This is a genomic window from Caulobacter sp. FWC26 (genome assembly GCF_002742645.2).
Taxonomy (GTDB): domain Bacteria; phylum Pseudomonadota; class Alphaproteobacteria; order Caulobacterales; family Caulobacteraceae; genus Caulobacter.
The window spans coordinates 4,092,589-4,106,965 of the sequence record NZ_CP033875.1 but is presented as its reverse complement, the minus strand read 5'-3'; the positions used below and the strand labels follow the sequence as shown (position 1 = coordinate 4,106,965).

Genomic DNA, 14,377 nt, shown 5'->3' with positions numbered 1-14,377 from the left:
GCGTCCTTACCTAGTGCGCCCCATTGACGGGCAACAGAACGACCACCCGGGTTCCCGGTTCCGCGTCGGTCGTTTCACATTTCGCCTTCAGCTGCTGGCAAAGCAGCTGGACGATGGTGAGACCGAAGCCGGACGTGCTCGTTTCCTTGTACAGACCAACGCCGTCGTCGGTGATTTCGATCCGGAAGTCGCCGTTCAGGCGCGAAACGCCGACGAAGATGCGACCGCCACGCCCCTCTGGAAAGCCGTGCCGCAACGCGTTGGTCAGCAGTTCGTTGACGACCAGGGCGAACGGCGCGGCCTTGGCGGCCGGGATTTCCACGCGCTCGAGGTCAAGCTCCACGCGAATGTCGTCGCGCATGGCCGAACCCATCAGGTCTGCGACCATGTCGCGGATGAACGCCGAGACGTCGAAGCGTTCGACGTCCTCGCTCTGAAACAGGCGTCGATGCACGGTCGCGATCGCGTTCACGCGGCCGAGCATGCCCTTCAGCGACGCCTTCACTGCAGGATCGGGCACGCGGCGGTTCTGCAGCAGCAGGAGGCTAGAGATCAGCTGAAGGTTGTTCTTCACGCGGTGGTCGACCTCGTGAAGCAGCGCCGTCTTTTGTTCAAGCGCCTGGGTCAGTTCCCGCGTCCGGTCTTCGACCACCTGCTGAAGACCATCGCTATGGTCGCGCGCGCGAAACTCGATGGCCTTCTTGTCGCTGACGTCGAGTTGCGATCCGAAGAAATAGACGATCTTGCCGACGTCGTTACGTACAGGAGACAGATAGAGCGCATTCCAGAACGGCGAGCCGTCCTTGCGATAGTTCAACAGGTCCATCGCGATGTCCTGGCCCGCCGCTACGGCGTCGCGGATGGCGCTAGCGGCCTCGCGATCCGTCTCCGGACCCTGAAGGAAGCGACAGTTACGGCCGATCACTTCCTCTCGGGAGTATCCGGTGAGGCGCAGGAAAGCGTCGTTGGCGAAGATGATCGGATTGTCGTCTCGGGTGGCGTCGGTGACGATCATGGCCATGCGCGTCGCCTTGATCGCGGCGGCGAACGGGTCTCCGACACCGTGGCCGGAGGCGAGTTCCTGGCCGAGCCGGTGAAATTCCGAATAGTCTTCCAAGGCCAAGCTCCCACCTCCCCGTGGACGCTCAACGTACCCGATCGTGTCGGGTTCCCAACAGTGGTTATGTCAAGGCGCGAAGGGGGCCACGGGCTCCCGCCAGCAGGCCGGAGATGCGCCCTCCTGCGTCGGGCCACGCTGGTTAGGGAGCGACCGGACTTCCCGGAACGGCCGCCCCCCCAAAGAGCTCAGGTCACTTCGGTTGATAGATGCGGTCGAAGACGCCGCCGTCACTGAAGTGGATGGCCTGGGCCTTCTTCCAGCCGCCGAACGCACCGTCGATCGTCACCAGCGGGATCTTCTTGAATTTGCTTGCATACTTGGCGACGGCCGCTGCGTTGCGGGGGCGGTAGTGGTGCTTGCCGATCAGGTCTTGGGCCAGCGGGCTGTAGAGGAAATTGAGGTAGCCTTGCGCGACCAGGCGGGTCTTGTGGCGGTCGACATTCTTGTCAACCAGCGCCACCGGCGGTTCGGCCAGGATCGATAGCGACGGATAGACAATCTCGTACTGGCCCGGCAGTTCCTCTTGCGCGAGGAACGCCTCATTTTCCCACGTTAGGAGGACATCGCCGATGCCACGCTGGGTGAAGGTGGTGGTTGCGCCGCGCGCGCCGGAGTCCAGGATAGGCACATTCTGGAAGAGAGCCTTGACGAAGGCCTCGGCCTTGGCGGGACTTCCGCCCGGTTGCTTCAAGGCCCAGGCCCAGCCCGCCAGATAGTTCCAGCGCGCGCCGCCGCCGGTCTTGGGGTTGGGGGTGATCACCGCTACGCCCGGCTTGATCAGATCGCCCCAGTCCTTGATCCGCTTGGGATTACCCTTTCGAACCAGGAACACGATCGTTGAACTGTAGGGCGTGGAGTTGTTCGGCAGGCGCGATTGCCAGTTGGCCGGCAGGAGCTTGGCCTTGGCCGCGATCTCGTCAATGTCATAGGCCAGGGCCAGGGTCACGACGTCGGCCTGCAGGCCGTCGATCACCGAGCGCGCCTGCTTGCCCGAGCCCCCGTGGCTCTGATTGATCGTCAGCGTCTGTCCGACACGCGTCTTCCAATAGGTGACGTAGGCGGCGTTGATCTCCTTGTAGAGCTCTCGGGTCGGGTCGTAGCTGACATTGAGCAGCGAGACCGTTTTGCCCTGAGCCTGAGCGACGCCGCCGAGCATGGCCGGCGCGGCGAGGACGCCGGCGCCAGCTGTGGCGGCGCCGAGGACACCTCGACGCGTGGGTTTCGTGAAACGACGGGTCATCGGTGTCCTCGGTGCTGTGGAGGTTAGAAAACGTATTGTGTTCGGACCGACCAAATGTCGAGGTCCTGGCCGACCTGCGCGCCCGCCGGCGGGGTGGCGCCGGCCACGAAGGCCGAGCCGCCGGGCGAGAGGCGCTTGACCTCGACATTGCGGTACGCTGCGGAGAGCGAAACGACTGGGTTGAGATACCAGTTCACGCCCAGGGATAGGATGTTCTGCTCACCGCCGCGGATCGCCCCGGCGACCGGCGCGGAGCCGGCCGGCCCGGCGAGGTAGTCCAGGTCGAAGTTGGAATAGCGCGCGGCCAGTTCGATCGCGCCCCAGTCGCCTTTCTTCAGGTCAAAGGGCTTGGCCGGACGCGGCGCGTCGAAGCCTGCGGTCGCGGTGGTGTAGCGGCGGGACTCGCCCGTCAGCGTCCAGCCGGCCTGCACATACCAGCCGTTGAACTTGGGGTCTGGCAGGGTGCTGTTGCGGCGCTTGACCTTGATGTCGAAATACTCGGCCTGCACGAAGACGTTCTTGCGCAGTACGCCGAACTCCAGCCCGATCGCGGTCAGGCTGTCGGCGTCGATGTTGCCAGTGTCGATCAGTCGCGTGCCGTCGACCCGGAGTTCGGGGCGATCGCGGAGCCGCAGGTTGGTGACAGCGCCGCCCGTGGCCGCGACGTCAGGACCGCCCTTGGCCGGATGGATGACGAGGTTGGTGTTGACCCCCGTATGGACCAGCCACCCGTCGCCCTTGAACGGAACGACCGAGAAGCGGCCGATGAAGCCCAGCTGTTCGTCGAAGGTCTGGGTCGTCACGGTGTTGCCGGTGACGGCGGCGGAGAAGGTCCAGCGTTCGCCGTTGTTAAACACCCCAAGGGTCGCACGGCCATCGCCGCCGGAGAGGCCCCGGATCGTTTCGGCGACAGAAGCGCGCTCTACGAACAGCGATCCGGTGAAGCTGGCGGCGTCTTCCAGGCTGGTGGGGTGCGGGTAGAAGCCCGCGCGGACCCGCATCGGCAGCCCGTTGTACTGCAGCCAGGCCGACGAGATCTTCCCAGCCTCTTCGGTTCCCGACCCGCCAAAATCATAGACCATGTTATAGTCGAAGACGCCGAAGACCTTACCTTCGATGCCGAAGCGCGCCCGACGGACGTTGACGCCATCAGAGAGATCGCGCGCGCGGTCGTTCTCGGTGGCGTCGCCGAAGGAGCCGCGTCGGAAATCCGTCGCGAGGGGGCCAGCGGCGCTCTGGTCATAGAGCGCGGCGTCGGCCTGGAAGAAGCCGCGAAGCGACGCCGAAAACGCCCCATCGCCGGTGGAGAAGGTGGGGCGGCCGTTCGCTAGGCTCACGCTGGTCGTGTTCGGGCTTGGCTTGGCATCCTTGGGGCTCGCGGCGGTGGCGGCCTTGAGATCGGAAACTTGCTTCTGCAAGGCTGCGAGCTGGGCTTCCAGCGCGGCGATGCGGGCGGTGGCGTCGTCGGGCGAGGTCTGCGCTGAGGCGGCGCCGGCGGTGACGAGCAGGGAGGCGCCGGCGATCAGCGCGGCGCGGAAGGCGGTCTTGGCAACGGTCATGGTTAGTCCCCTCTCGGCGCGCAGCGCGAGCCGACCTGCCGAGGTCTAGGAAGACGATCATTCCTAGCTCGGGAATAGAGATTAAGGGAGCCGGCCCCTAGATTTTCTTGAGGCGCGACGAAGTGTCGCGAAAAAGCTCCGCGAATCTTCCATGTAATCAATCAGTTGAAGCGATTAAAAATCCGTTTGTGGAAAAGGCCGCCTCGGTCTCCCGAAGCGGCCTTTTCTGCGAATAAAGGATGATGAGGCGATTTGACGCGCCTTAGAACATCGCTCGACCTGAAAGGCGCAGGTTGTAGCGTTTCTGCTTTTTGGTGGCTTCGACGCCGCCTTCCAGCGCCAGATACGACATCGGGGTGCCCGCCCGAAGCGCGAGGCCCGCTGTCACCGCGCCGTCCTTGCTGTCCAGGGCGGACAGCGAGAACGGGTTGCCGCCCTTGAAGCGCGCCACCGTGTCGCCGACCGAGCCGGCCAGGGTCTGACGGTAACCGACGCGAACTTCGGGGCGCCACCAGACTTGCTTGCCGAAGTCGGCGCCCATCACGACGCCGAGTTCGCCGCTGAGGTTGCTGGACGTGCGCTTGTCGACCGTGAGGTCAAAGCCTGCGCCGCCGCCGCTCTCGGCGCGCTTGCCTTCGCGCAGCCAGACATAATCGAGACGACCTTCCGGACGGGCGAAGAAGCGACCGAACTTCTGCTCGTAGGCCATGCCGGCATAGGCGTTGGCGGTCACGCCATTCCAATCGGCGCTGTTCTTCAACACGAGGTCGGCGACGCCGTTGCCGTCGGCGTCGGGCGCGATGAAGCGGCGATCTCCCTGGAAGAAGGCGTAACCCACGCCGCCCCCGGCGTTGAAGCGCCAGCCGCCGATGGAACGCCGCCAGTAGGCTCCGCTCTGAACGAACGAGGCGGTCGTCTGCTCGCCGACCTTGGCGACGGTGTCGTGTTCCTCGATGCTCATATAGGCCAGGGTGAGGCCCAGCGCCCCGCCGGCGTCGCCCATGGCTTCATAGCCGCCCACAAAGCCGAAGGCCTGGGTGTCCGAGCCGAGGGTCTGGTCGGTGTCGCGGCGTGTCAGCGAGTTGATCTCCTGCACCCAGACGCTGTCGGGTCCGTAACGGTCACCCGGATCCGGACGGAACATGGTCGCGGCCGAAATCTGCTGATTCACCGACTGCAGGGCTGCGAACAGGCCCTCGCCCTGGTCGGGCAGCATCTGATCGTAGAGATCGCGGAAGGCGTCGCGCGAGTTCTGGCTGAGGAACGGCGCGGCGAGCGTGGAGTCCGCGCCGAGCGCCGCATAGACCGCGTCGTAGGCAGAGGCTTCCGCCTGGTTGAACCCGATCTCGGCGGCGGTGCGGCGGCGCACGTCGATATAGACGTTGTTGGCGTCGGCGCGGCTGGTGGCGACGTAGAGATAGGGCGATTGCGCCAGCAGGCCCGAGCCGATGGTCCCGACATTGATGTTCGAGCCCTGGATGACGGTGAACGTCGTCGGCTGCTTGACGAGGTTGGCCATCCGGATGCCCAGCTCGGCGCCCGTGGCGATGTTCGTGGCGCCGGAAACCACGAGCTTGGTGTTTGTTCCTGCTGCGGCGTCGGCGGAGAAGAGCAGCTTGGCCTTGGAGCCAAGGCTCAGGCTGGTGACGTTAATGGTGTCGCTGTTGGCGATCGCGAGGCTGCCGTTGGCGATGGCCAGATCCAGCTTGCCGTCGCTGTCATAGAGCTTGCCCAGCGCCACGCCGCCGCCGTCAATCGACAGGCGATCCTGGCCGGCCCCGAACGACATCTCACCCAGCAGCGTGCCGCTCCACAGGTTCAGGGTGTCCGCGCCGCCGCCAAACAGCACGTCGCCCACCGTCGAAGGCGCGGTGGTGGTCGAGCTGGAGGTGGCGCTCGTGGTGGTGTCGGCGCTCGGGTAGGTGCTGGTCGAGGTGAAGTCGGCGGGGCCTGACTGGGTGAACGTCACGCCGGACGTATTGGCGCGCAGGTCCAGGGCGATAGTTCGTCCGGCGCTGGTCACGGTCGCCGCCGTGCCGTCCGCCTTGATGGCGGGCGCCGAGACGGTGGCGCGCAGAGCGCCCGTGTTCGAGATGGTTCGCAGCGACCCGGCCTGATCGAGCACGGCGACCGCATCGCCGGTCTCGCCGGTGCGTGTAGCCGTGATGCTGCCGATGTTGTTGAGGCTGGTCGCGGAAGCGCCGGCGCCGATCACGATCCCGCGGGCGTTGGCCGTGACGCCAGACCCAGCGAACGAGGCGGAGTTGGCGGTGATCGAACCGCGATTGAGGATCGCGCTGGCCGCCGCTCCCGAATTGAGCAGGACGCCGGTAGCGTTGGCCTCATACGAGGTCGCGGTGATCTGCCCGTCGTTTCGCAGGCCGCCAGTCAGGGTGGTGGTGCGGCCGCCGCCAGCGCCAATCGAGACGCCCGTAGCCGACACGCCGTTATAGACGCCATTCGCCGTGATCGCGCCCTTGGCGATCAGGCCATAAGCGTTGTCGCCGGTCCCGACCGCGCCCAGAGTCACATTCTGGCTGGTCGAGCCGATCAGCAGCGCCGGGGTCTGGCCGGAGACCGTGATGCTCGATGTACCACTGTTGCTGGACGAGACCGTTGTGGTCGTCGTCGTGCCGTCGCTGTTGACCTTGGTCGAGAAGTTCAACCCTTGCAGCAGCACACCGCCGCTGACGTCGCCGGCTACGCGAACCGCCGGTCCGCCTTGCAGCAGGTCATCGGCGTCCAGCTTGTTCAACGCGTCGAGCGTCGTCGGTCGCGACGTGTAACGGTAGCCGGTCGCGGTGGCGGTGCCTTGAAGAACCAGCGCGCCGGAGATGTTTGAGTCGATCGCCTGCGCGACGGCGTTGACGCCTTGCACGTTGATCTGGCCGCCCAGCGTCACCTTGCCGGTCACCGGCGCGGCGAGCCGCACGCCGTAGGCGTTGTCGCCGATGACGCTGATTGCGCCTAGGTTCGTGACGTTGCCGACGATGGGGCCTTCCAGCAGCATGCCGGCCGAATTGTTGCCTTCGATGCTGATGATGCCGGTGGCGTCATTGGTAATGTCGCCGGTGAAGGCGCCGGCGTTGGTCAGACGGACCCCAACGCGATTTGAGCCCTGGGCGAACACGCCGTCGAGGTCGCCGTCCGAGTCGCTGTCGCTCGCGGTGTAGTCTTCCAGCAACGAAATCGTCGCCGAATTGGTCAACCCACCGGTTTTGCCGCCGATGATCAGCACGCCGACACCGTCATTGACGCCGTTGGTCGAGAGCGTACCGAGGTTCGTCACCTTGTTGTTGCTGTCGATCGTGACGATCGGTCCGGCCGTCGTCGGCTTGATCGAACCTTCCGCGGTGATTCTGATGTCGTCGGCGGTCGAGCCCGTCGCCGTGCTCGTCGTGATCGGCGTCGTGCGCGCGGTGGAGACCGTCGTCTGAGCCGAGGCGGCGAGACCAATGGCCAGGAGAGGAGCGGCCGCGACCGTCGCGACCAGGACCTTGCGCTGCATTACGAACGACACCTCGATAGAAACCGGGCCACTAATTCGGGTCACGATGCGGCGAAAATGCGGTGAGTTCCGCTCGCGACACGCACTAGGGCGTCAATCGTCTATCGCATGGCTTGGCGGGGCGCCATATCTGGTTCGTCGAATCGCCTCTCACTTGAATCGGTGAAGCCCCACCATGCCGCTGGCGAACCTGCCCCTGGATGGCCCCCAGCGATCGCGCACAAGCGGCCGTTGGTCGCTATGGCTTGGACCGGCGGCCCTGCTGGGCCTTGCGGTCACCGGTCTGGCTGAGCCCGTCCCCGCCGTGTTCGCCGCGCTGGCGGTGGCCGGCCTGAGCCTTTTCCTGAACCGCCGCCGCGAAACGGAGGCTTCCGGACACGCGGCGATGGTTGTCGCCGCGCCGGACGCCAAGAGCGAGCCGACGCCGCCTTTCGCCGCCATATTGGACCGGTTGCCCGATCCGTTGATGGTGATCGCGGCCGAGGAAGCCGACGATCTCACGGGGCGGCGCTTCCTGTTCGCCAACGCGGCCGCCCGTGAGCTGTTCAAGATTCAACACCAAGGCGCGCTGCTGGTCACCGCCGTGCGCCACCCCCGCGTCCTGGAGGCCGTGGATGAGGCCCTGTTCGGTGCGATCGAGGGCGTTGTGGAGTTCGAGACGGGCGGCGCCCAGGGGCGCTCATGGCTGGCCTACGCGCGCCCCCTGAAGGAGACGGCGGGGCGCTCCAAGCTGGCGCTGCTGGCCCTGCGCGACGAGACCGACGCTCGACGAAGCGAGCGCACGCGCGCCGACTTTCTGGCCAACGCCAGCCATGAGCTTCGCACCCCGCTAGCCTCGTTGTCGGGGTTCATCGAAACCTTGCGCGGTCACGCCAAGGACGACCCGGGCGCGCGCGACAAGTTCCTGGCCATCATGCTGGCTCAGGCCGAGCGGATGTCGCGTCTGATCGACGACCTGATGAGCCTGTCGCGCATCGAGTTGAACGAACACATCGCGCCGGCGGGGCGCGTGGACCTGTCCATGGCCGCGATTGATGTCATCGACGCCCTGGCGCCGCAGGCTCGCGACAAGGGCGTGACGTTCGATCCGGTTCTGCCGCCCCGCGGTGGCGCGGTCGTCGACGGAGACCGGGACCAGATTATTCAGGTGGTCCAGAACCTCGTCGACAACGCAATCAAGTATACGCCGCAGGATGGCGTGGTGCGGGTCGAGGTGTTTCCAGGGCTTGCGGCCGAGGCCGCCGCCGCCGCCCGTGATCCCGCCGCCTCGCGCATGTCGCTTCTGACGCCCGATCACGACCCGGCCGAGCGCTACGCGGTGCTGCGCGTTACCGATCGGGGACCGGGTCTGGCGCGCGAACACCTGCCCCGCCTGACCGAGCGATTTTATCGTGTCGAGGGACAGAAGAGCGGCGATCGGTCAGGTACGGGCCTTGGTCTGGCCATCGTCAAACACATCATGAACCGGCATCGCGGCGGTCTGACCGTCGAGAGCGTGCAGGGGAAAGGTGCGACCTTCGGAGTCTACCTTCCCATGGCGAAGGCCGAGGGGGCGGCGAGCCTCAAGACGGCGGCGACCGAGGCCTGACGCCGCTGAAGACGGGCTTATCGTCCGTCGCTGTCGTCAAACTGTCATACAACTGTCGCATAAGCACAGCGCCCGGCCGGCATAGACGCCCGGGGGGAGGGCCCGCGATCCTGCGTGGCGCTCGACAACTCGCGCAAGATTAGCCTCACGCATGCTGACCTGGCTTTCGCTTCTCGTCCTGGCGCTGTTTTCCGGCGCAGCCTTCATGGCTGGCCGCCGGCGCGCCACGACCGCCGCCGCGGGCCACCCCCGCGTGCTCCATTCCTTGCCGAACTACTACGGGACCTATGTCGCGCTTTGGGCCGGCGTTCCCGCCGCCTTGCTGCTTTTGCTGGGCGTCATGGCCGGAGGGCGTGTCGAGGACGCGATCCTGCAGTCGACTCGTCCGGCGGCCGTCCAGGCGCTGGAGCCGGACCGTCAGGCGGTGTTCTACAGCGATGTCCGCGCGATCGCGGCCGCGCAGTCGCCCTCCGAAGTCGCCTATGAGGGTAAGCTGAAGGTCGCCCTCGACGCCAAGGTCGCCGAGGCCAAGCGCATCGAGGCCGTCGTCAACACCGGCATGCTGGCCGGCGCGGGTGTTCTCGCCCTCGCGGGCTTCCTCCTGGCCTTCCCGCGCATCAATCCCGAATTCCGCGCCCGCAATCGCGTCGAAGGCTGGACGAGCAGCCTGCTGATCGCCTGCTCGGTCGCGGCGGTTCTGACCACGCTGGGCATCGTTCTGTCGCTGGTCTGGGAAAGCTGGCGCTTCTTCCAGAGCGTAAGCCCGCTGTCGTTCCTTTTCGGGACCGAGTGGAGCCCGCAGATCGCCATGCGCGCCGATCAGGTCGCCTCGTCGGGCGCCTTCGGGGCGGTGCCGCTGTTCGCCGGCACCTTCCTGATCATGCTGATCGCGATGCTGGTGGCCGCGCCCGTCGGTCTCTATTCGGCGATCTATCTTTCGGAATACGCAAGCCGCCCGGTGCGCGGCGTGGTGAAGCCCCTGCTCGAGGTGTTGGCCGGCGTGCCGACCGTCGTCTACGGCTTCTTCGCCGCCCTGACCGTGGGACCGCTGTTCCGAGCCGGCTTCAACGCCATCGGCGCGGCCCTGCCGCCCGGTCCGGTGGCCACCTATCTGATGGAAGTCCAGAACCAGATGGCGCTCGTCGCCGGTGTGGTGATGGGCATCATGCTGATCCCGTTCGTCTCCTCGCTGTCGGACGACATTATCAATGCGGTGCCGCAGTCCCTGCGCGACGGCAGCTACGCCATGGGCGCGACCAAGTCCGAGACGGTCAAGAAGGTGGTCCTGCCGGCCGCCCTGCCGGGCATCATGGCCGCGATGCTGCTGGCCATCTCCCGCGCCGTCGGCGAGACCATGATCGTCACCATGGCGGCGGGCCTGCAGGCCAAGCTGACCGCTAATCCGCTCGATACGGTGACCACCGTCACCGTGCAGATCGTCACCTTGCTCACCGGCGACCAGGAGTTCGACAGCCCCAAGACTCTGTCGGCGTTCGGTCTCGGCCTCACCCTGTTCGTGGTGACGCTGTGCCTGAACATCATCGCCCTGCGCATCGTCCAGAAGTACCGGGAACAATATGACTGACGCGACCCTCGGCGCGGCCGCCCCGCGCCAGGCCCCCTCGGCCGCCGAAGCCCGTCTGAAGAAGCGCCACCGCGCCGAACGCCTGTTCAAGGCCCAAGGGGTCGCCGCGATCGTCGTCGCGATGATCTTCCTGGTGGTGCTGGTCGGTCGGATCGTCAGCCAGGGCTACTCGACCTTCGAGACCCACACCCTGTCGGTGCCGGTCTATCTGAATCCCGACCGGATCGACACGTCGGACCTGTCTGGCGTCAACTACGACTACATCGTCGCCGAGGCGGTGATGAAGAAGCTGGGCCTGCAGGATGACGACTACGGCACGATCTCGTCCAAGGTTCAGGATCTGGTGTCGCGCGATTTTGGCTTCCAGCTGCTGAACAAGCTAAAGGCCGATCAAAAGCTGATCGGGCAAACCGTCACGGTCACCGGCCCCCTGAAGGCCGACGCCGATCTTTATTTCAAGGGGCAGATCAAGCGCTCGACCGCCGAAGGCGATCGCAAGCTCGACAATCAGCAACTGGACTGGCTGGATAGGCTCAAGAAGGACGGCGCGATCACGTCGGGCTTCAATCTCGGCTTCTTCACTCACTCCGACTCGACCGAACCCGAACAGGCCGGTGTGCTCGGCGCGGTGATCGGCTCGGCCATGATGCTGCTGATCACCGCCCTGATTGCGGTGCCTGTGGGTGTCCTGGCCGCTGTCTATCTGGAAGAGTTCGCGCCGAAGAACCGCTGGACCGATATCATCGAGGTCAACATCAACAACCTCGCGGCCGTGCCCTCGATCGTCTACGGCCTGCTGGGCTTGGCGTTGTTCATCAACTGGCTGAACGTGCCGCGCGGTTCGCCGCTGGTGGGCGGTCTGGTCCTGGCGCTGATGGCGTTGCCGACGGTGATCATTGCCACGCGCTCGGCCCTGAAGGCGGTGCCGCCTTCGATCCGCGAGGCTGCTCTGGGCGTTGGCGCGTCCAAGACCCAGACCGTCTTCCACCACGTTCTGCCGCTGGCCATGCCCGGCGTGATGACCGGCGCTATCCTGTCGCTGGCGCATGCGCTTGGCGAAACGGCGCCGCTGCTGATGATCGGCATGGTTTCGTTCGTACCTGGCGTGCCGGAAGGCCTGACCGGCGCGGCCACCGTGCTGCCCGTACAGGTGTTCATCTGGGAGAACGCTTCCGAGCGCGCCTTCCATGAGCGCACCGCTGCGGCCATCATCGTTCTTCTCGTCTTCATGATCGTCATGAACGCGGCCGCCGTGATCCTGCGCCGCCGCTTCGAACGCCGCTGGTAGGAGCGCTCATGACCTCGATCCTGAATCCCCTTGCTTCGCCCCTCCTCCAGGGACACGCCATGACCGTCCAAAGCCCCGACGATTCCTCCCGCGCGTCGGTGATCAACACCGCCCCGAGCTCCGCCCCGGCGACCGCCGAGCCCAAGATCAAGGCGCGTGGCGTCAAGGTCTTCTACGGCGAGAAGCAGGCGCTCTTTGACGTCGATCTCGATGTCCCCGGCAAATCGGTCACCGCCTTCATCGGCCCGTCGGGCTGCGGCAAGTCGACCTTCTTGCGCTGCATCAACCGTATGAACGACACGATCCCCAGCGCGCGCGTCGAAGGCTCGATCCAGATTGACGGCGCCGACGTCAACGCCAAGAGCGTCGACCCGGTGGTGCTGCGCTCGCGCGTCGGCATGGTGTTCCAGAAGCCCAACCCCTTCCCGAAGACGATCTTCGAGAACGTCGCCTATGGTCCCCGCATCCACGGCCTCGCCACTGGCAAGGCTGAACTGGAAGCGATCGTCGAGAGCAGCCTCAAGAAGGCTGGTCTTTGGAACGAGGTCGCCGATCGCCTGCACCAGCCCGGCACCGGCCTGTCCGGCGGCCAGCAGCAGCGTCTGGTCATCGCCCGGGCCATCGCCGTTTCGCCCGAAGTGATCCTGATGGACGAGCCGTGCTCGGCTCTCGACCCGATCGCCACCGCCAAGATCGAGGAACTGATCGACGAACTGCGCAGCCAGTTCTGCATCGTCATCGTGACGCACTCGATGGCCCAGGCCGCCCGCGTCTCGCAGCGCACGGCGTTCTTCCACCTCGGTAAGCTGGTCGAGAGCGGCCCGACCGAGGAGATGTTCACCAATCCTCGCGACAGCCGCACCCAGGACTACATCACCGGCCGCTTCGGCTAAGCGGAACCGGAGGAAGCTGACATGACCGAACATACCGTCAAATCGTACGGCGAAGAGCTGGCCCACCTGACCGCCGAAGTCACCCGCATGGGCGGCATCGCCGAGAGCCAGGTCGCCGACTGCATCGCCGCCATCGCCCGCCGCGATGGTCCCCTGGCCCAGGCGGTCGTGGCCGGCGACGAGCGTCTGGACACGCTGCAGTCCGAAATCGAGCGCAAGGCCTTCCGCCTGATCGCACTGCGTCAACCCATGGCGGTGGATCTGCGTCACGCTGTGGCCGCGCTGAAGATTTCGATGAGCCTGGAGCGCTGCGGCGACATGGCCAAGAACATCGGCAAGCGGGCCCTTATCCTGACCGAGGCCGACCCGATGAGCGCCCTGACGCGCTCGATCGAGCGTATGGGCAAGCTGGTCCAGGGGCGTCTGAAGGACGTGCTGGACGCCTACACGACCTCGGACCTTCAGCGCGCCATCGGCGTCTGGAGCCGCGACGAAGAGGTCGACGAGCACTACAACGCCATCTTCCGCGAACTGCTCACCTACATGATGGGCGATCCGCGAACCATCAACGCGTGCACGCATCTGCTGTTCGTGGCCAAGAATCTCGAGCGGATCGGCGACCACGCCACCAACATCGCCGAAATCATTCATTTCGAGCTGACGGGCGAGGAACTGACCTCGCAGCGTCCCAAGCTCGATGTGCTGTCGCACTAGCTCCGAAAGAGGCGGCTGAAATGACTCCCTACGTTCTGGTGGTCGAAGACGAAGACGCCCTGGCCACCCTGCTGCACTACAACCTCGACAAGGAGGGCTACCGGGTCGGCGTCGCCGGCGACGGCGAGGAAGCCCTGATCATGGCCAACGAGCGCGCGCCGGACCTGGTGATCCTCGACTGGATGCTGCCCAAGGTCTCGGGCATCGAGGTCTGCCGTCGCCTGCGCGGCCGCGCCGAGACGCGCAACGTGCCGATCATCATGCTGACGGCGCGCGGCGAGGAAACCGATCGCATCCGGGGTCTCGACACCGGCGCCGACGACTATGTGGTCAAGCCGTTCTCGATGGTCGAACTGACGGCCCGCGTTCGCGCCGTGCTGCGCCGGATCCGTCCCGGTCTGGCCGATGACCGCATCACGGTCGGGGACATCATCATCGACCGGGTCGCCCACCGTGTGAAGCGCAGCGGCAAGGAAATCCACCTCGGCCCGACCGAGTTTCGCCTGCTGGACTATCTGATGCAGCACCCTGGCCGGGTCTTCAGCCGCGAGCAACTGCTGGACGCCGTCTGGGGCTCGGACGTCTATGTCGAGGCCCGCACGGTCGACGTCCACATCGGCCGCCTGCGCAAGGCGCTGAACGGAACGACCGACGCGGATCCGATCCGAACCGTCCGATCGGCGGGCTACTCGCTGGATATGGACGCAGCGTAAGCCAAGGCGGGCCGGGGTCCGCCTCACCGAAACGCTGTGAACCCAGGCCTTTGGGCTTAACCGCACGCCGTTTGTCGGCGTGCGGTTTTTTCGTGCCTTCGCGGCCCGCACGCGACGGCCGCGCCGTTCTCGCAACGAAGAAGCGATTTCACCCAAAGATGGTGAGGCA

Annotated in this window: 10 protein-coding genes; 6 read left to right on the top strand and 4 right to left on the bottom strand. The window is 65.8% G+C overall.

From position 1 onward, the window contains the following. Positions 1–10: 10 nt before the first annotated feature. The 4 genes from CSW63_RS21150 to CSW63_RS21135 form a co-directional block, all read right to left on the bottom strand. Positions 11–1,117 carry a histidine kinase dimerization/phosphoacceptor domain -containing protein gene (locus tag CSW63_RS21150; protein ID WP_062094815.1) on the bottom strand — a complete coding sequence of 369 codons (1,107 nt, stop codon included), beginning with the start codon at positions 1,115–1,117 and terminating at the stop codon, positions 11–13. A 193-nt stretch (positions 1,118–1,310) separates the two neighbouring features. Beyond that, positions 1,311–2,360 (bottom strand): sulfate ABC transporter substrate-binding protein, encoded by a 1,050-nt coding sequence (locus CSW63_RS21145; RefSeq protein WP_062094736.1) that lies wholly within the window; start codon positions 2,358–2,360, stop codon positions 1,311–1,313. Positions 2,361–2,383: 23 nt separating this feature from the next. Continuing rightward, positions 2,384–3,919, bottom strand: coding sequence for an OprO/OprP family phosphate-selective porin (locus CSW63_RS21140; protein ID WP_062094733.1), 1,536 nt, complete (start codon positions 3,917–3,919; stop codon positions 2,384–2,386). A gap of 262 nt (positions 3,920–4,181) precedes the next feature. After that, positions 4,182–7,439: an autotransporter outer membrane beta-barrel domain-containing protein gene (locus CSW63_RS21135; protein WP_082749395.1), complete on the bottom strand. Its 3,258-nt coding sequence runs from the start codon at positions 7,437–7,439 to the stop codon at positions 4,182–4,184. A 163-nt stretch (positions 7,440–7,602) separates the two neighbouring features. On the opposite strand from CSW63_RS21135, the gene CSW63_RS21130 reads away from it, so the two are divergent. The 6 genes from CSW63_RS21130 (at position 7,603) to phoB (ending at position 14,208) form a co-directional block, all read left to right on the top strand. Then, positions 7,603–9,015, top strand: a complete 1,413-nt coding sequence (locus CSW63_RS21130) for a cell wall metabolism sensor histidine kinase WalK (protein ID WP_062094729.1) — start codon at positions 7,603–7,605, stop codon at positions 9,013–9,015. A 151-nt stretch (positions 9,016–9,166) separates the two neighbouring features. Continuing rightward, on the top strand, positions 9,167–10,600 hold the full coding sequence (gene pstC / locus CSW63_RS21125) for a phosphate ABC transporter permease subunit PstC (protein WP_062094728.1): 1,434 nt from the start codon (positions 9,167–9,169) through the stop codon (positions 10,598–10,600). Further along, positions 10,593–11,888, top strand: a complete 1,296-nt coding sequence (pstA, locus tag CSW63_RS21120) for a phosphate ABC transporter permease PstA (protein ID WP_099503007.1) — start codon at positions 10,593–10,595, stop codon at positions 11,886–11,888. The genes pstC and pstA overlap by 8 nt, the downstream gene beginning before the upstream one ends. 59 nt (positions 11,889–11,947) lie before the next feature. Then, complete coding sequence (gene pstB / locus CSW63_RS21115) at positions 11,948–12,781, top strand: phosphate ABC transporter ATP-binding protein PstB (RefSeq protein WP_082749397.1); 834 nt, start codon at positions 11,948–11,950, stop codon at positions 12,779–12,781. A 21-nt stretch (positions 12,782–12,802) separates the two neighbouring features. Continuing rightward, positions 12,803–13,495, top strand: a complete 693-nt coding sequence (gene phoU, locus CSW63_RS21110; protein WP_062094723.1) for a phosphate signaling complex protein PhoU — start codon at positions 12,803–12,805, stop codon at positions 13,493–13,495. Between the two features lie 20 nt (positions 13,496–13,515). Continuing rightward, positions 13,516–14,208, top strand: coding sequence for a phosphate regulon transcriptional regulator PhoB (gene phoB / locus CSW63_RS21105; protein ID WP_010918183.1), 693 nt, complete (start codon positions 13,516–13,518; stop codon positions 14,206–14,208). Positions 14,209–14,377 lie beyond the last annotated feature (169 nt).